Source organism: Mangrovitalea sediminis (assembly GCF_002514725.1).
Taxonomy (GTDB): Bacteria; Pseudomonadota; Gammaproteobacteria; order Pseudomonadales; family Oleiphilaceae; genus Mangrovitalea; species Mangrovitalea sediminis.
The window spans coordinates 1,053,407-1,073,032 of the sequence record NZ_NTLB01000001.1 but is presented as its reverse complement, the minus strand read 5'-3'; the positions used below and the strand labels follow the sequence as shown (position 1 = coordinate 1,073,032).

Genomic DNA, 19,626 nt, shown 5'->3' with positions numbered 1-19,626 from the left:
TGATGTAAAGAATTGTAGTGCCCGTCATCGAAGGATCCCGTTTTAACGTAACCTCATCATCCAGTTGCCGGCTAGTCAGCACAAGTGGAGATGAGGCATCGGAACCGGGTTGACGATCAGTCGATTTGCAGTGCCACTGGAGGCATCGTTCAGGATATGTTGTCGAATCTCGACTTGCCCTTGCTGCTTGAGAATCTGCCTGCCGGTGTAGTCGTCTATGCAGCGAACAGCCAGATCGTATACGTCAATCCGGAGGCCGAGAGGATACTCGGGGTGCCGAGCGCCCAGTTGGTGGGCCGGCTCGCGGATGATCCGTCGTGGGAACTTCGTGGTAGCGATGACAGGCCGTTGCCGGTGAGCGGGCACCCGTTCGAACGCGTCATGGCTGACGGGAAGCCGCTGAATAATATGGTTTTGGGCGTGACCTTCGGGACGGCTCATCAATTACGTTGGGTGGTCGTCAGCGCCTATCTGGACAAGCATTCGCCAGAGCGGTTTGTCGTTGTTACCTTTACGGAACTGAGCCGGCAGCGCCCCGTCCCTTTTCAGGAAGCGTTCGAGTTGGTTGACGAGGCGATCGTTATTACCTCGGCCGATCCAAGCGACCGCCCATGGCCGCGAATTACCTACGTAAATGCCGCATTTTGCACTTTGAGCGGATACTCCTCCGTCGAACTGCTCGGGGAGACGCCGCGGATTCTGCAGGGCGAGGGCACCGACCGTGCAGCATTGGACCGTATTCGTGAGGCGCTTGTCGATGGGCGGCCGATACGGGAAACCCTGTTGAACTACAACAAGGTTGGCAAACCCTATTGGCTGGATATCTCTATTTCGCCCCTTCTCGACAGCCGGGGGCGTATCACCCACTTCATCGCCTTGGAAAGAGATGTCTCCCACCTGAAGCAAGAAGCCATTAGCCAACGTCGGGCAGCTGAAAGGGACCCCCTAACCCATCTACGTAACCGGCGTGGTTTTAAGGCGGCGTTGAAAGGGCTGATGGCTAATGGGCGGATAGGAAGAAGTCGTTTCTCCGTCATCACCCTGGATATCGATCACTTCAAGCGGATCAATGACAGCCTTGGGCATGCCAAGGGCGATATCGTGCTGACAAAGCTGGGAGAAATACTCAGAACCAGTCTGCGTCGCAACGACGTGGTGGCGCGTTTTGGGGGTGAGGAGTTCGTCGTGCTTCTGCCAGATACCGACCTCGATATCGCCTATCAGGCTGCCGAGCGGCTGCGTGAGGCGGTTATGGCCATTGACACTCCAACAACATTCACCATTAGCCTTGGCGTGGCCTGCAGCGGTCCGCAAGAACGGTTTGAATCGGTCCTGCTTCGGGCGGACCGGGCGCTATACACCGCCAAGGAGTCAGGAAGGAATCGCACCGAAAGGGCGCCGGAAGGACCCTCGACCGGCCCTTCCGTCTGACACCTAGGTCTCCTGCGTATGCCCTGATGCTGTGGAAAATCGCCCGGCGATACTGCGGCAAATCACGAGAAGCAACACGATCAGGCAAAGGCCGAGCAGTTGTTCGTTGGAAAACGTTGTGGCGTAAAGCTTGATCAGCAGCTCGCGTAAGGCGAACACGATAGTGACGTCGAGCAGTGTGGACAGGCGGACGTGCCGGGTTCGCAGGTAGTTGGTGAAGATACTGAACAGTTCGACAATGATGAAGACGTCCAGCACGTTGGCGACCATCTCCCGGAATTCCGGTTCGTCGATCCCACTGGTGCGAAAGCCGGGGATAAGGTGGATCAGGTTGGTCAGCACGTCGACAAAGCCAAACAGCAGTACCACAAGCATCACCAGCACGAGGCCGATCATGACGATGTCTACGGCTCTGTCATAGAGACTGAGTATCCAGTTCTTCAGGGTGGGTGCTTGCTTCACGTGGGCTTGGCCTTGTCTGGTAGCGATGTGTTTGGCGGAGGCTGAACACCGAAAACGGCGGGCCTGCATCCAGGCCCGCCGTTTTAGAGTATGACAACGCTAGCTTAACGTCTTCTGGCAGGAAAGCCTTTTCGTTGAGAAGCCTCATTAGCCCCTTTGGCGTCGCTACCCTGTCAGTATGCCGGCTTCAGCATGCGGCCGCGGCGGGCATCCAGGCTGTAGGCGCCGGCGCCGAAAGCGACGACCTGCAGCAGGCCTCCGGTAATGGAGATGTTTTTCAGGAAGTGGATCATCTGGTTCTGGTCGGCAAAGTTATGGTGGAACACCAGGGCCGTCGCCAGGGTGAAAATCGCCATGACCAGGGCTACGGCCCGGGTGCGGTAGCCGAGGACCAGTGCCAGGCCGAAGCCGACCTCGACCAGGATGGCGACAAGATAGGCCAGATCCGGTGCCGGCAGACCGGCATAGGCAATATAGGCCTTGGTGGCGGCGGGCGCAGCGATCTTGCCGACACCGCTGATCAGGAACAGTGAGGCGAGCAGAAGGCGTGCGGCGAGGGCGGTTGTGGCGCTCAGATTCGTGTTCATGGCGATTCTCCTAAATGGGTTCGATCGATGCGGATGAGGATGTCTTTTCATCAGCTTGATCTCATTCTAGTGTCGCCAAATGGCGCTAAAAAGCGGATGATTCGCGTAAGATTGTCAACTGGATGAAGACAATGAACCGATTGGAGGATATGCGGATCTTCGTCGAATCCGTGGACGCGGGCAGTTTTACCGCGGCGGCGGAGCGCCTGGAGTTATCCAAGCAGTTCGTCAGTAAACGGGTGTCGGCGCTCGAGGCGGGACTGGGCGCCCGCTTGCTGATCCGCACAACCCGAAAGCTGCGTGTCACCGAGCTGGGGTTGGCCTATTACGAGCGGGCGAGGGGCATTCTCCAGCAGGTGGACGATGCCGAACAGATGGTCGCCAGCCAGGTTGCGGAGCCCCGCGGTCTGCTGCGGGTTGCGGCGCCAATGTCCTTCGGCACCATGCACCTCAGCCCGGCCATTCCGGATTTCCTGCAACGTTACCCTGAGGTTTCGCTGGACCTGGATCTCAACGACCGGCGCGTGGATCTCATCAGCGAGGGATATGACATGGCCCTGCGCATCGGCAAACTGGAGGATTCGAGCATGATTGCCCGCCGGCTTGCGCCGCTGGACCGGGTGATCTGTGCCAGTCCCGCTTATCTGGAGCGGCACGGCGAACCGGCGTCTCCCGAAGCTCTGCGCAGTCACACCTGTCTGCTCTACGGCCTGAACCGGAGTATGGAGTGGGACCTGGTCCGGGACGGCAAGGCCCTGTCGGTGCCTGTCAGCGGGCGCCTGCGGGTGAATAATGGCGAGCTGTTGCGCGACGCTGCCATCGCCGGTCTGGGGCTGGCGTTCCTGCCAACCTTCATTATCGCGCCGGCACTGTCGGACGGGCGCCTGGTCAGTCTGCTCGACGCCTTTCGTCCACCGGCGACATCCATCTATGCCGTCTACCCCCAACACCGTCAGTCTTCCTTGCTCATCCGTTCCCTCACGGACTTCCTGCACGACCGCTTCAATCTGGATGTGGTGTAGCGTTTATCCCGCACTTCGTTGGGGCACGAGACGGGATCGGCCTCGCTGTTTCGGGGCGAAATGATGTGGGTAATTAGATGTTTTTGCGAATATTTTTTGTTTAACTGATTGATAATTTGGCGCTTGCTTTACCTTGGTACGCCCTTTGTGACAGCTCTAAAAAAATCCGTCTGGGGGCAAGTCCATGAGTAATGCGGTCAAGTTGAAACCGGAGTTAAGTGCGTTGCACCTCTGGGGAATCGCCGTTGGCTTGGTGATTTCAGGGGAATATTTTGGGTGGAGTTACGGCTGGGGAACCGCTGGCACCCTGGGGTTCCTGATCACGGCGATTTTCGTCGCCGCGCTCTACACGACCTTTATCTTCAGCTATACCGAGCTGACGACAGCCATCCCCCATGCAGGTGGGCCTTTCGCCTATGCGCGCAAGGCATTCGGTGAGCACGGTGGCCTGATTGCCGGGCTGGCGACCCTGATCGAATTTGTCTTCGCGCCGCCGGCGATTGCCATGGCAATCGGTGCCTACCTCAACGTCCAGTTTCCCGAGCTGGACCCGAAAACGGCGGCCGTTGGGGCCTATGTGGTCTTTATCGGTCTCAATATCCTGGGTGTGAAGATTGCGGCGACCTTCGAGCTCTTCGTCACCATCCTGGCGATCATCGAGCTGCTGGTCTTCATGGGGGTGGTCGCGCCCGGCTTCAGCGTGTCCAACTTCGTTGCCAACGGCTGGGCGGGTTCCAGTGTCTTCAGCGGTGCGGCTGTCGGCGGTATCTTCGCGGCGATTCCTTTTGCCATCTGGTTCTTCCTTGCCATCGAAGGCGCGGCCATGGCGGCCGAGGAAACCAAGAACCCCCGCCGCAGCATTCCGCTGGCCTATATCGCCGGTATCCTGACCCTGTTGGTGCTGGCTATGGGCGTGATGATCCTGGCGGGCGGTGTCGGCGACTGGAAAGCGCTGAGCAACGTCAACGATCCGCTGCCGCAGGCCATGAAAGCGGTGGTCGGTGCCAGCAGTGGCTGGCTGCACATGCTGGTGTGGATCGGCCTGTTCGGTCTGATCGCGTCCTTCCACGGCATCATCCTGGGCTACTCGCGGCAGATCTTTGCACTGGCCCGGGCAGGTTACCTGCCGACGTCATTGGCCAAGCTGCACCCGCGTTTCCGCACGCCCCACCGGGCCATCATCGTGGGCGGGATCATTGGCGTTGCCGCGATCTATAGCGACAATCTGGTGCAGTTCGGTGGCATGACGCTGACGGCGAATATGATCACCATGGCTGTATTCGGGGCGATTCTCATGTATATCATGTCCATGCTGAGCCTGTTCAAACTGCGCAAGACGGCGCCGACCATGGAGCGTCCCTTCAAGGCACCCTGGTACCCCCTGGCACCGGCTTTCGCCCTGGTCTCGGCCTGTATCTGCATGGCGGCGATGGTGTACTACAACTTTGCCCTGTTCATCGTCTTCCTGGTGTTCATGGGTGCGGGGTACCTGTACTTCGCCTTGACCGGCGCACAGCGTGCCACTGCCGAGGACTCGATGTCCCCCGCGGAGGCGTCGGCCTGAGTGTCCGCCTGAATCTGGAAAACGGCGAGAGGGAGGTTTCGTCCGATGAGCTATAGCTGTCGCATCGGCGTGCACAACCACCGTTTCGCCGACCTGCGCGACCTGCTGGCGAAAGCCAGCACGCTCAGGTCTGGCGATTGTCTGGCAGGCGTTGCCGCGGGTAGCGCCGAGGAACGCATGGCGGCAAAGCTGGCGCTGGCCGATGTGCCATTGCGTACCTTTCTCAACGAGGCGCTGATTCCGTACGAGCAGGATGAAGTCACGCGTCTCATTTTTGATACCCATGATATGGCGGCCTTTGCGCCGATAGCCCACCTGACGGTGGGCGAGTTCCGTGACTGGTTGTTACTCGAATCCACCTCGGCCGAAGACCTGAGTCGTTTGGCGCCGGGCCTGACGCCGGAGATGGTGGCGGCTGTCAGCAAGCTGATGCGCAACCAGGACCTGATCCTTGCCGCCCGCAAGTGCAGGGTGATTACCCGATTCCGTAATACCATCGGTTTGCCGGGTACGCTGGCCGTGCGGTTGCAGCCGAATCATCCCACCGACGACGTTCGCGGGATCGCCGCCTCCATCCTCGATGGGTTGCTGTACGGTTGTGGCGACGCAGTGGTCGGCATCAATCCGGCCAGCGACAGCCTGCCGGTGCTGGGCAATCTCTGGCGCATGATGGACGAGGTGCGCAGTCAGTTCGAAATTCCCATGCAGAGCTGCGTGCTGACTCATGTCACCAACCAGATCCGTGCTATCGAACAGGGCATGCCGATCGATCTGGTATTCCAGTCCATTGCCGGCACCGAGAAGGCCAATGCCAGCTTCGGTATCGACCTGGCGATGTTGCAGGAAGCGCGGGAGGCGGCATTGAGCCTGCAGCGCGGCACGGTGGGCGACAATGTCATGTATTTCGAAACCGGGCAGGGCAGTTGCCTGTCGGCTGACGCCCATCACGACGTCGACCAGCAGACCTGCGAGGTCCGGGCCTATGCGGTCGCGCGCCACTTCAAGCCGCTGCTGACCAACACTGTCGTCGGCTTTATCGGTCCTGAGTATCTCTACGACGGCAAGCAGATCATCCGTGCCGGGCTTGAAGACCATTTCTGCGGCAAGCTGCTGGGCGTGCCGATGGGGTGCGATATCTGCTACACCAACCATGCCGAAGCCGACCAGGACGATATGGATAACCTGCTGACACTGCTCGGTACCGCCGGGGTCACCTTTGTTATGGGGGTGCCGGGCGCCGACGACATCATGCTGAATTACCAGAGCACCTCCTTCCACGATGCGCTCTACGTGCGGGAAGTGCTGGGGTTGCGGCGGGCGCCGGAATTCGAGGACTGGCTGGTGCGCATGTCCCTGATCGACACGGCCGGCCGGCTCAGCGACCAGTCCACGGTGTCCGATCAGCTGCGTGCCTTGGTGCATCACGCGGAGGATGCCAGATGAGCCGCTGGGTACAGCCCAATCCCTGGGAACAGTTACGGCGCCATACGGCCGCCCGCATTGCGCTGGGGCGAGTGGGCGCGAGTTTACCGACGGCGGAAGTGTTGCGGTTCGGGCTGGCGCATGCCCAGGCCCGGGATGCGGTGCTGACGCCTATGGATACCGATCATTTATGCGAGACGCTGGAGAATAACGGTTTCCCCGTGCTGCGGGTCGCCTCCCGCTGTGAGGATCGGCCCACGTACCTGATGCGTCCCGACTGGGGGCGCCAGTTGAATGAGCGCGGCCGGCACCTGTTGGGCGATCCGGCACAGTCGAGTCCTGTGGCGATTGTGGTGGGGGACGGTCTGTCGTCAGTGGCCGTCGAGCATCATGCCTTGCCGCTGTTGCTGCTGCTGCGCCAGCGGCTTGAGCTGGACTGGGCGCGGATTCCCGTCATCCTGGCGCGGCAGGCCCGGGTGGCGCTGGCGGATGAAATCGGCCAGCTGCTCGGTGCGGAGGTCGCGCTGATGCTGATCGGCGAGCGCCCCGGCCTGAGTTCGCCGGACAGCCTGGGGGCCTACCTCACCTACAGGCCCAAGGTGGGCCGGAATGACGGCGAGAGGAACTGTGTCTCCAATATTCGTCCGCAAGGGCTCTCCTATCCGCTGGCGGCGCAGAAGATTGCCTACCTCATGGAGGAGTCGCTGCGACGCCAGCTGTCGGGTGTCGGTCTCAAGGACGACTCGATGGCGGACGTGGCGTTGCTGGCAGATCGGCGTTAGGTTTTTCCCCAGCGCGCTTGAACGCTAGGTTCTGCCGCCGCTCTTACGGTCATCCCGATGCATCGTCGACCGCAACTTATAGCGGTCTCCCGGATGTATCAGTCGCGCATAGCTGATCAGGTGATCGTTGGACCAGGTGCGCCGGGTCATGCACAGGCAGGGTGCTGTCCGTGAAATCTCCAGGTGCATCGCCGTCTCGGCATCGGCCAGTATGGCTTCCACGACGTGCTCGATATCGCTGATCGGGTAAGCGTCGACCAATACCTCGTTCGGTGTCATCCGCGAGAAATCCGCCTCCAGATAATCCGGCGCCCAGCGTGGATTCACGTAGCGATCCTCGAGTTGGATCGGTATGCCGCTCTCGCGATGAATCAGCAGGGTATGGAACACCTCCGCGCCAATCCGCACACCCAGGCCCAGTGCCACCTCGTCATTGGCCGTCACGGTTTCCCGCTTCAACAGATCGCTGCTGTAGACATGGCCTCGCGCCCGCACCTCTGCGGCGATGTTGAACACATCGACCAGCGACGACTCCGCCTTTCTATCGGTCACAAAGGTGCCCAGCCCGGGCTGGCGCGTCAGGTAACCCTGCTGGACCAGGTCGCGGATGGCCTTGTTGGCGGTCATGCGGCTGACATCGAAGTCCCGGGCCAGTTGCTCTTCCGGCGGGATCTGGTGATGCGCCGGCCACTCGCCGCTGTGGATGCGTTCGAGCAGGTAGCGTTGTATCTGCAGGTAGCGGGGAGGGTTGGTCGCCATCGGGTGTCCTGTTGCCGGTTTCGGCCGATGTTAATGCATTCAGGTTGGCAGGTCATGCCTGAGCTATACAACTCAACCTTATTGAATATACATTGTATCGCTCGCCTGGACTGGATTTACCTCGCGATCCAATGCATGCACTGGCGGTGCCGAAAATCGCTGCAGCTTTGCTAACTACATAAATATCAATAATTAATCCTGAAATTTGTGGCGTCTCAAGTACCTGCTGGCTTTACAGCTTGCGACCATGGTGGGCATCGCAAAGCGCTTGACATCTGCATCGTCTCGCTTTAAATGTATATACAAATAAATTCGAGAACGGATGCAGCATGTCCTCATTTACCGGAAAACGACGGTTTTGGCGCGACCTGACGCTGTTCGATGGCCTGGAAACGTTGCCGGAACCCATGGCGGTGATCACCGAAGGCGAGCGTATCGCGGCAGTCGTCCCGATGGCGCAGCTCACCGACGACTTGCTGATCGGCGCGGAAGAAGCCGGGCAGGGTGGTGTCCTGACGCCAGGTTTGGTGGATTGTCACACCCACCTGGTGTTTGGCGGCTCCCGTGCTGACGAATTTGAACAGCGTCTGGAAGGCGCCAGCTACGAGACGATCGCCCGCCAGGGTGGTGGCATTTTGAGTACCGTCCGGGCCACACGCGCTGCGAGTGACAGCGAACTGCTCGATGCGGCGGCACCAAGACTGCAGGCGCTGTTGGATGACGGTGTGACAACGGTAGAGATCAAGTCCGGTTACGGGCTCAACCGGGACGATGAACTGAAGATGCTGCGCGTAGCCCGTCGCCTGGGGGAGCAGTTTCCGGTGCGGGTGGTGACTACGTTGCTGGCCGCACATGCCCTGCCGCCGGAATACCGGGATGACAGCGACGCCTACATCGAGCAGGTGTGTGAGGACATCATTCCGGCGGCCGCGGCCGAAGGGCTGGCGGATGCGGTCGATGTTTTCTGCGAGAACATCGCCTTTTCCGTCGACCAGTGCGAACGGGTTTTTCAGGCGGCGCAGCGACAGGGTTTAGCCGTCAAGGCCCACGCAGAGCAGTTGTCCAATCTTGGAGGCAGCGCGTTGGCGGCCCGTTATGGCGCCCTGTCCGTTGACCACATCGAATATCTCGACAGCGCCGGTATTGCCGCCATCCGCGCAGCGGGGACGGTAGCGGTGCTGCTGCCGGGTGCCTTCTACAGCCTCCATGAAACTCAGCTGCCACCGGTCGAAGCGCTGCGTGCTGCCGGTGTGCCCATCGCCATCGCCAGTGATGCCAACCCCGGCAGCTCACCGCTTTTCCTGCCCACGCTGATGCTCAATATGGCCTGCAACCTGTTTCGCCTGACGCCGCGGGAAGCCCTGGCCGGCATGACGGCTCATGGGGCCAGGGCGTTGGGAGCGATCGACTATGGCCGGATCATGGTGGGGGCCATGGCGGACTTCTGCCTGTGGCATGTCCAGCAGCCGGCAGAACTGGCCTATGCCGTGCAGCCCGGCCGTCTGGCTCAACGGGTGTTCAGGGGGGAAGTGACCCATGGCTGATATCGATATGACGGCCTGGCAGGGGCGTATCGATCCGGAACCGGATAGCCTGCGCTGGCACCAGCATATCCTGCCCTTGAGCCATGCATTGGAAAGAGCGCCGGGCTTGGCCCTGCTGGGTTTCGCCTCCGATGCCGGGGTATTGCGCAACCAGGGGCGTCCGGGGGCGGCCCTGGGGCCTCAGGCACTGCGCCGGGCGTTGGCCAACCTGGCTCTGCACCGGGCAGGTCCGGTTTATGACGCTGGCGACATCCACTGCCATGGCGATGAACTGGAATCGGCCCAGGAGGCGCTGGGCGAAAGGGTGTCGGCACTGCTCGATGGTGGGCATTTCCCGTTGGTGTTGGGCGGTGGCCATGAGGTGGCCTTTGGCAGCTGGCTGGGGCTGGCTCGCCATCTTGGTCAGCGCGATGCGACCACTCGCCTGGGCATTATCAACTTCGACGCCCATTTCGACCTGCGTGATCCTGCAACCGTCCGCTCGTCCGGGACGCCATTTGCCCAGATCGCCCAGCAGTGTGAAGCCCGCGGCTGGCCTTTCCACTATGCCTGCCTGGGTGTAAGTCGTGCGAGTAACACGCGGGCCCTTTTCCAGCGTGCGCAGGCGTTGGGCGTCATGGTGCGTGAAGACCATGAGATGACCGAAGCCGGCCTGAATACGATCGCCCGAGACCTGGAGCGCTTTATCCAGGCGTGCGACCACCTGTACCTGACCATAGACCTCGACGTCCTGCCCGCCTGTGAGGCGCCGGGTGTGAGTGCACCGGCGGCCCGTGGCGTGCCCTTATCTCTGCTCGAACCGCTGATCGAGATCGTCCGCGACAGCGGCAAGCTGCGCCTGACTGATTTCGCCGAACTGAATCCCGACTACGACATTGACGGCCGCACGGCGAAAGCTGCCGCCCGTCTGATCCATCTGGTGACCCTGACCGGCTGAGCCCGGTCTGGCCGCTGAACACGACAGATCCAGAACAAGAGGCACTTTGACATGACACAGCATCAGCCGTTTCCCACTGGCAAGCGTCACGACCCCAGTCGCCGGATCGCAGCACCCACCGGGTCCGAGCTAACCTGTAAGAGTTGGCTCACCGAGGCGCCCATGCGCATGCTGATGAACAACCTGCACCCGGATGTGGCTGAGCGGCCGGAAGATCTGGTGGTGTACGGCGGCATCGGCCGCGCCGCCCGCGACTGGGAATGTTTCGACACCATCGTCGAGACCCTCAAGCGCCTGGAGGACAACCAGTCGTTGTTGATCCAGTCCGGCAAGCCGGTCGGCGTTTTCGAAACCCATCCCGATGCGCCGCGGGTGCTGATCGCCAACTCCAATCTGGTACCGGCCTGGGCCAACTGGGAGCACTTTAACGAGCTCGACCGCAAGGGCCTGATGATGTACGGCCAGATGACCGCCGGCTCCTGGATCTATATCGGCTCCCAGGGCATCGTGCAGGGCACCTACGAAACCTTCGTCGAGGCAGGACGCCAGCATTACGACGGCAACCTGAGCGGACGTTGGATCCTGACCGCCGGTCTCGGCGGTATGGGGGGCGCACAGCCGCTGGCCGCCAGTCTGGCCGGTGCCTGTTCCCTGAATATCGAATGCCAGCAATCACGCATCGACTTTCGTCTGCGTACCCGTTACCTGGACGAGCAGGCCACGGACCTGGATGACGCGCTGGCGCGCATCGAACGTTATACAGCCGAAGGCAAGGCCGTCTCCATCGGTCTCTGCGCCAACGCGGCCGATGTGCTGCCGGAACTGGTGCGTCGGGGTGTCCGTCCCGACATGGTGACCGACCAGACCAGCGCCCACGACCCGCTGCACGGCTACCTGCCGGTGGGTTGGAACTGGGACGAGTATGTCGAGCGCGCTGAGAAGGAACCTGCCGCCGTGGTCAAGGCGGCCAAGCAGTCGATGGCGGTCCACGTCCAGGCCATGCTGGCTTTCCAGGCGCAGGGTGTGCCGACCTTCGATTACGGCAACAACATCCGTCAGATGGCCCGGGATGAAGGCGTCACTAATGCCTTCGATTTTCCCGGCTTCGTGCCCGCCTATATCCGGCCGCTGTTCTGCCAGGGTATCGGTCCCTTCCGCTGGGCGGCGTTGTCCGGCGATCCGGAGGATATCTACCGCACCGACGCCAAGGTGAAGGAGCTGATTCCCGACGATCCCCACCTGCACCACTGGCTCGACATGGCCCGTGAGCGCATCAGCTTCCAGGGCCTGCCGGCCCGGATCTGCTGGGTGGGTCTGAAAGACCGGGCCCGTCTTGGTCAGGCCTTCAACGAGATGGTACGCAACGGTGAGCTGAAGGCGCCCGTCGTGATTGGCCGTGACCACTTGGACTCGGGTTCAGTGGCCAGCCCCAACCGGGAAACCGAAAGTATGAGGGACGGCTCGGACGCCGTTTCCGACTGGCCGCTGCTCAACGCTTTGTTGAATACCGCCGGAGGGGCGACCTGGGTTTCAATACACCATGGCGGCGGTGTCGGTATGGGATATTCCCAGCATGCCGGCGTGGTCATCGTGGCCGATGGCAGCGATGCGGCGCATCAGCGTCTGGGGCGGGTGCTGCGTAACGATCCGGCGACCGGCGTTATGCGTCATGCCGATGCGGGATACGAGATTGCCCGTGACTGTGCACGGGAAAACGGATTGGATCTGCCGATGCTCAACCGGGGAGGTCAGCAATGAGCAGCATGAACATTCAGCCGGGTCAGATGACCCTGGCCGATTGGCGCCGGGTTTACGAAGCGCCGATTCACATCGTCCTGCCGGCATCCGCCGATGCGGCCATTGGTGCGGCCGTTGATTGCGTCAATCAGGCGGTGGCCGAGGATCGCACGGTGTATGGCATCAACACCGGTTTTGGCCTGCTGGCCCGCACCCGCATTCCGGGTGACCAGTTGGAAGCGTTGCAGCGCTCGCTGGTGCTGTCCCATGCGACCGGCGTCGGCGAGGCGATCGACGACGCCCTGGTGCGGCTGATCATGGTGCTCAAGATCAACAGTCTGGCGCGCGGCTATTCCGGTATCCGTCGCCAGGTACTCGATGCCCTGATCGCACTGGTCAATGCCGACGTCTATCCCCGCATTCCACTGAAAGGTTCGGTCGGCGCCTCGGGCGACCTGGCGCCCCTGGCCCATATGAGTCTGGTTCTGCTTGGCGAGGGCGAGGCGCGTTATCGGGGCGAGTGGCTGCCGGCAACGGAAGCGCTGGCGGTGGCCGGTCTCGAACCCTTGTCGCTGGCGCCCAAGGAAGGTCTGGCGCTGCTCAACGGTACCCAGGTTTCCACCGCTTATGCGCTGCGCGGCCTGTTCGAGGCGGAAGACCTTTACGCCGCGGCGACGGTCTGTGGTGCGCTGACGGTGGAGGCGACCCTGAGCTCCCGCGCGCCCTTCGATCCGCGGATCCATGAGGTTCGCGGCCAGCGCGGCCAGATCGATGCAGCAGCGGCCTATCGCCTGCTGCTCGGCGAACGCAGCGATATCAGCGATTCCCACGTCGATTGCGGCAAGGTGCAGGACCCCTACTCCCTGCGTTGCCAGCCCCAGGTCATGGGTGCCTGTCTGACGCAGCTGCGTCAAGCCGCCGAAGTGCTAATGGTTGAGGCCAATGCCGTCTCGGATAATCCGCTCGTTTTTGCTGCCGAAGGGGAGGCGATTTCCGGCGGTAACTTCCATGCGGAGCCGGTGGCGATGGCCGCGGACAACATTGCGCTGGCCCTGGCCGAGATCGGTGCGCTCACCGAACGCCGTATTTCCCTGATGATGGACCGCAACATGTCCCAGTTGCCAGCCTTCCTGGTCGAGAACGGCGGGGTCAATTCGGGGTTCATGATCGCCCAGGTCACCGCGGCGGCGCTGGCCAGTGAGAACAAGGCCCTGGCGCATCCGCGCAGTGTCGACAGTCTGCCCACCTCCGCCAATCAGGAGGATCACGTGTCCATGGCGCCGGCGGCCGGTGCTCGGCTGTGGGAGATGGCGGCCAACGTCCGGGGCATTCTGGCCATCGAGTGGCTGGCGGCTTGTCAGGGGCTGGATTTCCGTAATGGATTGCGCACTACGGCGCCTCTGGAACGCGCCCGTACGGCACTGCGGGAGAACGTCCCTTACTACGACAGGGACCGCTATTTTGCGCCGGATATCGACAACGCCACGCAGTTGTTGGAAAGCCGGATACTGAGTGGACTGATTCAACCGGACCTGTTGCCCAGTCTTTAAATCAATGCCCTGGCCTGCGGGCCGGGAACGTCCGCCCTTCGACCGCATGGGACTGGCACCGCGTATGGTGCCGTGGATCCTGGAGGACAGCGGCACATTGACTGCAGTGCTCATTCCCCGGACTTCCGGCGGCGCCTGAGGTTTCCTGAGCCGGCCCGGGCGTTCCACAGGGATTTGTAACGCCCTCTACTGCCCGTCAGCGCATTCGGATTACACTGGGGCGGTTGTCGTTTCCTTCGGGATCCCGGTGGTCACCGAAGCCCTCAACCGCTGCAGCGAGGATGCGCTCATGGCACGCTTATGGACATTCGTTTGTGCACTGCTGTTATCGGCCCTGGCGTTGTCGGCCCAGGCCGATGGCAAGCTCACGATGCAATGGCTCGGCCAGTCGGCGATCAAACTGACGTCGCCGGACGGCAAGGTCATTATGATCGACCCCTTCCTGACCAAGGACCCTGCGACTCCCGCCAAATACAAGGATCTTAAGGCGATCGGCCCTGTCGACCTGATCCTCGTGACCCATGCCCATGGTGATCATTTCGGCGATACTGCTGCCCTGGCCAAGCTGACTGGTGCGACGGTTGCGCTGAATGCAGACTTCGCCAGTACCCTGCGCACTCTGGGAGTGATTCCGGGCAAGCAGTTGCTGGGGTTCAACAAGGGTGGTCCGATACAACCGCTGGGGCCGGGCATCACCATCACCATGACCCACGCCGAGCACAGCTCGGATTTCATCTACACCAACCCGGTCACCGACAAGCCCCAGGTCTATCCCGGCGGTGAGCCGGCCGGCTACATCATCCGCTTCGCCAATGGCTTTACGATCTACGATATGGGCGATACCGATGTCTTCGGCGACATGGCCTGGATCGGCTCCTACTACCATCCGGACCTGGCACTGGTGCCCATTGGCGGTCACTACACGATGGACCCGGCGCATGCGGCCTACGCGGTGGAAAAACTGGTGAAGCCGAAGATGGTCCTGCCGTTCCATTACGGCACTTTCCCGGCGCTGACGGGCACACCTGAGGCGTTCAAGGCGGCGCTCGGCAAGACGTCGATCAAGGTGTTGGATATGAAGCCGGGAGACAGTGTGACCTTACCCTGATGCTGGGTGTGTGCTCCGAAATGCGACTCAGGAAGGTGTCCGATCATTCACAAAGGTATGGGCAGAATCGATCACGACGCGATTGCGCCCTGATTGTTTGGCGGCGTAGAGTGCCTCGTCGGCATGCCGGATCAGGTTGTCTTCAACCAGGTCCGGGGTGGCCTGGCACCAGTAACCGCCGATACTGACCGTGAGACGTCCGCTGTCGTTGGCTGGATGGTGAATGGCCTTGTCCCATACCAACTGTCGGAACGATTCTGCCAGTTCGGCGAAGGAGGTTTCGTCGATATCTGTCATCAGGACGACGAACTCCTCGCCGCCGAAGCGGGCGATGATATCGGTCGCCCGCTGGAAACGTTCGCTGAGCATGTGCGCCACGGTAATCAACGCTTCGTCGCCCTTGAGGTGTCCCAGGCTGTCGTTGAAGGGCTTGAAATGGTCGATATCGACCAGTAGCAGGCCGATGGTCTGTGTCTGGCGCGTCGCTTGGCGTATGGCACGATTGAGGGCCCGGTTGAACGGGCGCCGGTTGAGGATGCCGGTCAGCGGGTCTGTTTCCGCCTGCATCTGCAGTTCCGCATTCTTCTGCGTCAGCTGACGATTGGCGCTCTGCAGTTCCCTTTCCCGCTCAAAACGTTCGCTGACATTGAACAGCAGGCGCGCCAGCTGGCTGTAAAAAGTGTTGCTGACTTCCATATCATCGCTGCTGCGGTCGCTCGGGCCCTGGCAATCCACCAACAATAGCGCGACGAAGGCGTCCCTCAGATAAACCGGGAATTGCACCTGATAATGGTCTTCACCATTTGACGCTTTTACGATGACGGCGGTTGTCACCGGCGGGGTTTCGGGCAGATCGAAATGGCTCGTGCCCTCCATCGGCCAGCGGTAGATCGAACGGTATCCGTCGTTATCGTGGCGATAGAAGGCCAGCGCCTGGGAGCGATTCAAGGAGGCGGCCCGATGCAGGACCGACGCAATCTGTTGTCCCAGTTGCTGGTCGCTCATCTCCATCAAGGCGACGGAGAGCGAGGAGAGCAATTGGGAGGCCTCGGTTTGCTGCCGTAACGTAGCGGTTTTGCGGGCCAGGGTGTCTTCCAGCACACGGCTTTGGTCTTGCAGCTCCCGATTCAGCCTCTCGGTGTCCTGCAATGAATACTGCCAGCGCTTGTGCAGGCTGTTAAAGGCGGATTCCAACAGGTCCAGTTCGTCCTGCCGGTGGGATCTCGGGCGACCGAGATGCAGGGGCGTGGGCTGCCGGTCGCTCTCGACGGCAGCCAGCTGGCGGGCGGCGCGAACCAGGTAGCGCGTGACAATCCGGTGGATTAGCCACAGGATCACGATGGACATCAGGAAGGTCTTCACTGCCTGCGTCAGGACGATGACCATGAGGTTATCGCGGAGCTTTTCGCGGACGCTTTTCAGTGAGACGTAGGCGGTGAGGGTGCCGATGTTGCGGCCCTCGTGGACCAATGGCATTGGCCAGGCCAGGTCATCTTTCGATGAACCCCGCGTGATCACGTAACCCTCGATGCTGGTCAGGTTCAGGCCGCGCAGGCCCGGGATGCTCAATGCGCCCTCCAACTGCTGTTCGACCAGGCGTAGATCGGCGTCCCACAGGGCCTGGGATATCGAGGGTAAGGTCGAATCGAAATACTGGTGCAGGTTGTGCTGCAGGAGGGTGGATTCCCGCTGGTACTCGGAGACCAACTGAACCCCAATCGCCGCCATCGTGATCAGGGAACTCGTCAGCAAGATGGCCGCCAGCAGTTTGCGGCCGATGCCGAAGCGGGGCGTGCGGGTCTTGGCCGAGCCCTGTCGTGCCTGCGGAGTAAGCCCTGTCATGGCGACTCAAGGCTGAACTGATAGGGTTTGCCGCCGTTGAGGGCTTTGCTGTGAGCGCGAAAATCAATACTGGACCAGTCGCCGCGCAGCAACATGTCCAATAGCTTGCTGTGGGCGGGGATCATATTGAACAGCGGTCGCTGGATGACCAGTCCGTCGTGCGCAAAATCATGGTGATGGGCATAGTCATACAGCATGACCAGCGCCCAGCCTCCGGCCGTGAAGTGGCCGGCGCCGAGGGCGGTGATCTCGCCGTCATCGGTCATCCGCAGGACTTTCTTCGAACTGTTGACGGTGCTGATCAGGAGATCCTTACCCGGCGTCCGGCCAGCTTCGTTTGCTGCGGCAATGGTGCCGAAGGCCATCATGTCGTTGGCCGTCCAGATAGCATCGGTTTTTGGGTAGCGCTTGAGCAGCAGCAGGGTCTGGTCGTGGGCCCGATCGGTCACCCAGTGCCCGTAAACGACCTGTTGCAACTTGAGGTCCGGGTGTGTGGCAACGAAGTCGCGCATACCCTGTTCGCGTTGCACGGAGGCCGGTGTCACCCGGTCGCCGGAGATGGCCAGTAGCCGGTACTGTTTCTGATGCGGTTTTTGCTGACGCAGTTTCTGGTAGAGGGTTTCGGTTGTGTGAAAACCCACCCAGTGATTGTCCGGGATCAGGCTGCCCAGCCAGTTCCTGATTTTGCCCCGTGGCTGACCGAGCACGGCCTTCTGGGCCGGTGTCAGGTCGTTGAGAATCATCAGGATGCCGGCACCGGTCGGCGCCAGCTTCTGCAACAGCGCGGGTCCGGTGCCCTTCTCATTGACGATGACGATGAAATCCGGACGCCGCGGGGCGTCGACGATCTGTTGCGCCAGGCGCATGATGCGCGCCGAGTCACGCTCGCCATGCAGAATTGTCAGGTCGATGTGCAGGTTGTTTGCAGTCGCTTCCATAAAGCGATCGACGTCACCCCAGAAAGATTCGTTCTGGTGTCCCGGGTTGAGGAAGGTGACATGTAATTCGGCGGCGGCGCCCTGCGGCCATAGGAATACGGACAACAGTACGATGGTCGATAGGACGAGCCTGACAGCTTTCATGGACAAGACCGCGTTGACATGTGGGGCGTCATGACGCCACGAGATGGGCCCGTTGCGACATGCTGGCTTTCATTTATCGGTGCAGAAACGCTGCCATGTCCGTGGAATAATGCAGACTGTCGCTGGTCACCAGGGAACACATTCGCATAGCTGGAGTCTGGTTGTACCGACGATCCTGGATCGGGAAAACCGGTGATTGCGTTGAAGCCCCTGAGAACAGTGGAGCGATGCCAGGCATCACGGCTTCGCCTGATTTGTGTTCGTTGCCGATATTTTCATCAGTTCGAATGATAATGGCAATCAATAAATTGGTCTAACGGGCTGGGCCGGTGCGTTGTCGGTGGCGGCGAGCCGGTAGCCTACACCGCGTACGGTAGAGACCAGGCGGGTTTCGAACGGTGCATCCAGTTTGCGGCGTAGTCGGGAGACATAGGCATCGAGGGTGTTATCGTCGGCGGCCTGATCCTGTCCCCAGAGGTGCTCGATCATGAAGCTGCGGGAAAGGGTCTGCCCGGCATGCTGCGCCAACAGGACCAGCAGCTGGAATTCGCGGTGTGAGAGGAGAATCTCGGTGCCCGAGCGATTGACCCGCCGGTGGATGAGGTCGAGCTGCAGGTCGCCGATTTCGTAGTGGGGCTTGAACCGGTTCGAGCGCAGCCGCAGCAACGCCAGGGCGCGACTGAGCAGCAGCTCCCCCGGACTTTCCCGGCGCAGAAAGTCGTCGGCGCCAAAATTGAGCGCCTTAATGCGGTCCTCGACGGAAAATTCACCAAGCACGATGATGACGGCGTCATCCCCCCGTTGGCGGAAGAGCGACAGGCAATCATGCAGGCGCTGGTCAACAACCGCTATGGCGATCAGAACCATATCGACCGTTGTCGGCAAAAGCGCAAATTCCTCCGGTGTCGGCCAGCGCCGATGACTCACCTGCCACGCGTGATCGGACAGCACCCGGCCAAATCGCGCCAGCTCGGCGCCGCCCTCATCAATCAGCAGCGCGCGCACAAGGTGTCTCCTGCAAGGTCCGTTGCCGTGACGGTGGCGTTTCGCTCAGCAGGTATCCCTGGTTCGGAACCGTATGCAGCAACCGGTTGCGATGGCCTTTTTCCAATATCGCCCTGAGGTTGCGTATATGTACGGCCAGCAGGTTGGCCGATGATGGCCTTGCGGGCCAAAGTTGTTCCATCAGTGCTTCCTTTCGAACCGTTTGACCTTCCGATTCCGCGAGCAGCAATAACAGGTCGAATTCGCGCGGACGTAATCGCAGGGGAATCCCGCAACGGCTCGCCCGTCGGCCAACCGGGTCGATACCGAGATCCCCGATTCGGTAGTGCTTTGGATAGCCGCTGAGTCTACGCAGCATCGCCCGGATTTGCGCCAGCAATTCGCTGAACCGGACTCCGTCAGGACGACAGGCCGTGACACCGGCCTGCAGCAGCGCCATTTCCTCATCGTCGTTGACCGGGCAAACACAAAGGACGATAGCGGTCAGCGAAAACGATGCCGACATGGCGTCCAGCAGACGGTGGATGGCACCGGCCGAACGGCTGAAGACGATGACGGCGTCATAGGCGTTCATCGCCACCATGCCGACCGCATGATCGAGCTGGTAGGCGGAGTCGACCTGGAATCCCTCAGCGACGAACCCGTGCCGGTATTCGACGAAGGGAATGTCCTCCAGACCCGCCAACAGCAAGGTTCGCGCCATGTTATCCACACACCCTTAAGTCAATCTGAAACAAAAGGTTAAGAAAAGTTCCACAGAACCATAAGCCAATGACTTGAAGAATTTTTTTC

The 19,626-nt window shown here is 61.0% G+C and carries 17 protein-coding genes; 10 read left to right on the top strand and 7 right to left on the bottom strand.

Going from position 1 to position 19,626, the window contains the following annotated elements; all coding sequences use genetic code 11:
* Positions 1 to 90: 90 nt before the first annotated feature.
* Positions 91 to 1,431, top strand: a complete 1,341-nt coding sequence (locus tag CLR77_RS05025; RefSeq protein ID WP_097459453.1) for a GGDEF domain-containing protein — start codon at positions 91 to 93, stop codon at positions 1,429 to 1,431.
* A gap of 3 nt (positions 1,432 to 1,434) precedes the next feature.
* On the opposite strand, the gene CLR77_RS05020 is transcribed toward CLR77_RS05025, so the two are convergent.
* Entirely contained in the window at positions 1,435 to 1,893 is a 459-nt protein-coding gene (locus CLR77_RS05020) for a phosphate-starvation-inducible PsiE family protein (protein WP_198962663.1), read from the bottom strand.
* Positions 1,894 to 2,066: 173 nt separating this feature from the next.
* Entirely contained in the window at positions 2,067 to 2,480 is a 414-nt protein-coding gene (locus tag CLR77_RS05015; RefSeq protein WP_097459451.1) for a DoxX family protein, read from the bottom strand.
* A 131-nt stretch (positions 2,481 to 2,611) separates the two neighbouring features.
* Between CLR77_RS05015 and CLR77_RS05010 the strand changes: the two genes are divergently transcribed.
* The 4 genes from CLR77_RS05010 to eutC all read left to right on the top strand — a co-directional run bounded on the left by CLR77_RS05010 (position 2,612) and on the right by eutC (position 7,270).
* On the top strand, positions 2,612 to 3,502 hold the full coding sequence (locus CLR77_RS05010; protein ID WP_097459450.1) for a LysR family transcriptional regulator: 891 nt from the start codon (positions 2,612 to 2,614) through the stop codon (positions 3,500 to 3,502).
* Positions 3,503 to 3,686: 184 nt separating this feature from the next.
* A complete protein-coding gene (eat, locus tag CLR77_RS05005; RefSeq protein WP_097459449.1) occupies positions 3,687 to 5,066 on the top strand; it encodes an ethanolamine permease in 1,380 nt (459 codons plus the stop codon).
* A 45-nt stretch (positions 5,067 to 5,111) separates the two neighbouring features.
* Positions 5,112 to 6,509 (top strand): ethanolamine ammonia-lyase subunit EutB, encoded by a 1,398-nt coding sequence (locus CLR77_RS05000; RefSeq protein ID WP_097459448.1) that lies wholly within the window; start codon positions 5,112 to 5,114, stop codon positions 6,507 to 6,509.
* Positions 6,506 to 7,270 (top strand): ethanolamine ammonia-lyase subunit EutC, encoded by a 765-nt coding sequence (gene eutC / locus CLR77_RS04995; protein ID WP_097459447.1) that lies wholly within the window; start codon positions 6,506 to 6,508, stop codon positions 7,268 to 7,270. Before CLR77_RS05000 ends, eutC begins: the two co-directional genes overlap by 4 nt.
* A gap of 24 nt (positions 7,271 to 7,294) precedes the next feature.
* Here the strand turns inward: eutC and hutC are convergent, their stop codons facing one another.
* Positions 7,295 to 8,029, bottom strand: a complete 735-nt coding sequence (gene hutC, locus CLR77_RS04990) for a histidine utilization repressor (RefSeq protein WP_097459446.1) — start codon at positions 8,027 to 8,029, stop codon at positions 7,295 to 7,297.
* A 329-nt stretch (positions 8,030 to 8,358) separates the two neighbouring features.
* Between hutC and hutI the strand changes: the two genes are divergently transcribed.
* From hutI to CLR77_RS04965, 5 genes are all read left to right on the top strand, one after another.
* On the top strand, positions 8,359 to 9,573 hold the full coding sequence (gene hutI, locus CLR77_RS04985) for an imidazolonepropionase (protein WP_097459445.1): 1,215 nt from the start codon (positions 8,359 to 8,361) through the stop codon (positions 9,571 to 9,573).
* Positions 9,566 to 10,510 carry a formimidoylglutamase gene (gene hutG, locus CLR77_RS04980; RefSeq protein WP_097459444.1) on the top strand — a complete coding sequence of 315 codons (945 nt, stop codon included), beginning with the start codon at positions 9,566 to 9,568 and terminating at the stop codon, positions 10,508 to 10,510. Before hutI ends, hutG begins: the two co-directional genes overlap by 8 nt.
* Positions 10,511 to 10,561: 51 nt before the next feature.
* A complete protein-coding gene (hutU, locus tag CLR77_RS04975) occupies positions 10,562 to 12,268 on the top strand; it encodes a urocanate hydratase (RefSeq protein ID WP_097459443.1) in 1,707 nt (568 codons plus the stop codon).
* Positions 12,265 to 13,797, top strand: coding sequence for a histidine ammonia-lyase (hutH, locus tag CLR77_RS04970; protein ID WP_097459442.1), 1,533 nt, complete (start codon positions 12,265 to 12,267; stop codon positions 13,795 to 13,797). The genes hutU and hutH overlap by 4 nt, the downstream gene beginning before the upstream one ends.
* A 289-nt stretch (positions 13,798 to 14,086) precedes the next feature.
* Positions 14,087 to 14,905 (top strand): metal-dependent hydrolase, encoded by an 819-nt coding sequence (locus CLR77_RS04965; RefSeq protein ID WP_198962662.1) that lies wholly within the window; start codon positions 14,087 to 14,089, stop codon positions 14,903 to 14,905.
* Positions 14,906 to 14,932: 27 nt separating this feature from the next.
* Here the strand turns inward: CLR77_RS04965 and CLR77_RS04960 are convergent, their stop codons facing one another.
* From CLR77_RS04960 to CLR77_RS04945, 4 genes are all read right to left on the bottom strand, one after another.
* A complete protein-coding gene (locus CLR77_RS04960; RefSeq protein ID WP_097459441.1) occupies positions 14,933 to 16,747 on the bottom strand; it encodes a sensor domain-containing diguanylate cyclase in 1,815 nt (604 codons plus the stop codon).
* Positions 16,744 to 17,829 carry an ABC transporter substrate-binding protein gene (locus tag CLR77_RS04955; protein WP_097459440.1) on the bottom strand — a complete coding sequence of 362 codons (1,086 nt, stop codon included), beginning with the start codon at positions 17,827 to 17,829 and terminating at the stop codon, positions 16,744 to 16,746. Before CLR77_RS04955 ends, CLR77_RS04960 begins: the two co-directional genes overlap by 4 nt.
* Before the next feature lie 300 nt (positions 17,830 to 18,129).
* Positions 18,130 to 18,834, bottom strand: a complete 705-nt coding sequence (locus tag CLR77_RS04950) for a response regulator transcription factor (protein ID WP_143269363.1) — start codon at positions 18,832 to 18,834, stop codon at positions 18,130 to 18,132.
* Complete coding sequence (locus tag CLR77_RS04945; RefSeq protein WP_097459438.1) at positions 18,815 to 19,537, bottom strand: response regulator transcription factor; 723 nt, start codon at positions 19,535 to 19,537, stop codon at positions 18,815 to 18,817. Before CLR77_RS04945 ends, CLR77_RS04950 begins: the two co-directional genes overlap by 20 nt.
* Positions 19,538 to 19,626 lie beyond the last annotated feature (89 nt).

What these genes read in the sequence shown, in the direction of transcription:
- hutG (WP_097459444.1), top strand. Translation starts at nt 9,566, where the DNA reads ATGGCTGATATCGATATGACGGCCTGGCAGGGGCGTATCGATCCGGAA.
- CLR77_RS05010 (WP_097459450.1), top strand. Translation starts at nt 2,612, where the DNA reads ATGAACCGATTGGAGGATATGCGGATCTTCGTCGAATCCGTGGACGCG.
- eutC (WP_097459447.1), top strand. Translation starts at nt 6,506, where the DNA reads ATGAGCCGCTGGGTACAGCCCAATCCCTGGGAACAGTTACGGCGCCAT.
- CLR77_RS05025 (WP_097459453.1), top strand. Translation starts at nt 91, where the DNA reads ATGAGGCATCGGAACCGGGTTGACGATCAGTCGATTTGCAGTGCCACT.
- CLR77_RS04965 (WP_198962662.1), top strand. Translation starts at nt 14,087, where the DNA reads ATGGCACGCTTATGGACATTCGTTTGTGCACTGCTGTTATCGGCCCTG.
- CLR77_RS04945 (WP_097459438.1), bottom strand. Translation starts at nt 19,537, where the DNA reads ATGGCGCGAACCTTGCTGTTGGCGGGTCTGGAGGACATTCCCTTCGTC.
- hutU (WP_097459443.1), top strand. Translation starts at nt 10,562, where the DNA reads ATGACACAGCATCAGCCGTTTCCCACTGGCAAGCGTCACGACCCCAGT.
- eat (WP_097459449.1), top strand. Translation starts at nt 3,687, where the DNA reads ATGAGTAATGCGGTCAAGTTGAAACCGGAGTTAAGTGCGTTGCACCTC.
- CLR77_RS05015 (WP_097459451.1), bottom strand. Translation starts at nt 2,480, where the DNA reads ATGAACACGAATCTGAGCGCCACAACCGCCCTCGCCGCACGCCTTCTG.
- hutI (WP_097459445.1), top strand. Translation starts at nt 8,359, where the DNA reads ATGTCCTCATTTACCGGAAAACGACGGTTTTGGCGCGACCTGACGCTG.
- CLR77_RS05000 (WP_097459448.1), top strand. Translation starts at nt 5,112, where the DNA reads ATGAGCTATAGCTGTCGCATCGGCGTGCACAACCACCGTTTCGCCGAC.
- hutH (WP_097459442.1), top strand. Translation starts at nt 12,265, where the DNA reads ATGAGCAGCATGAACATTCAGCCGGGTCAGATGACCCTGGCCGATTGG.
- hutC (WP_097459446.1), bottom strand. Translation starts at nt 8,029, where the DNA reads ATGGCGACCAACCCTCCCCGCTACCTGCAGATACAACGCTACCTGCTC.
- CLR77_RS04960 (WP_097459441.1), bottom strand. Translation starts at nt 16,747, where the DNA reads ATGACAGGGCTTACTCCGCAGGCACGACAGGGCTCGGCCAAGACCCGC.
- CLR77_RS04955 (WP_097459440.1), bottom strand. Translation starts at nt 17,829, where the DNA reads ATGAAAGCTGTCAGGCTCGTCCTATCGACCATCGTACTGTTGTCCGTA.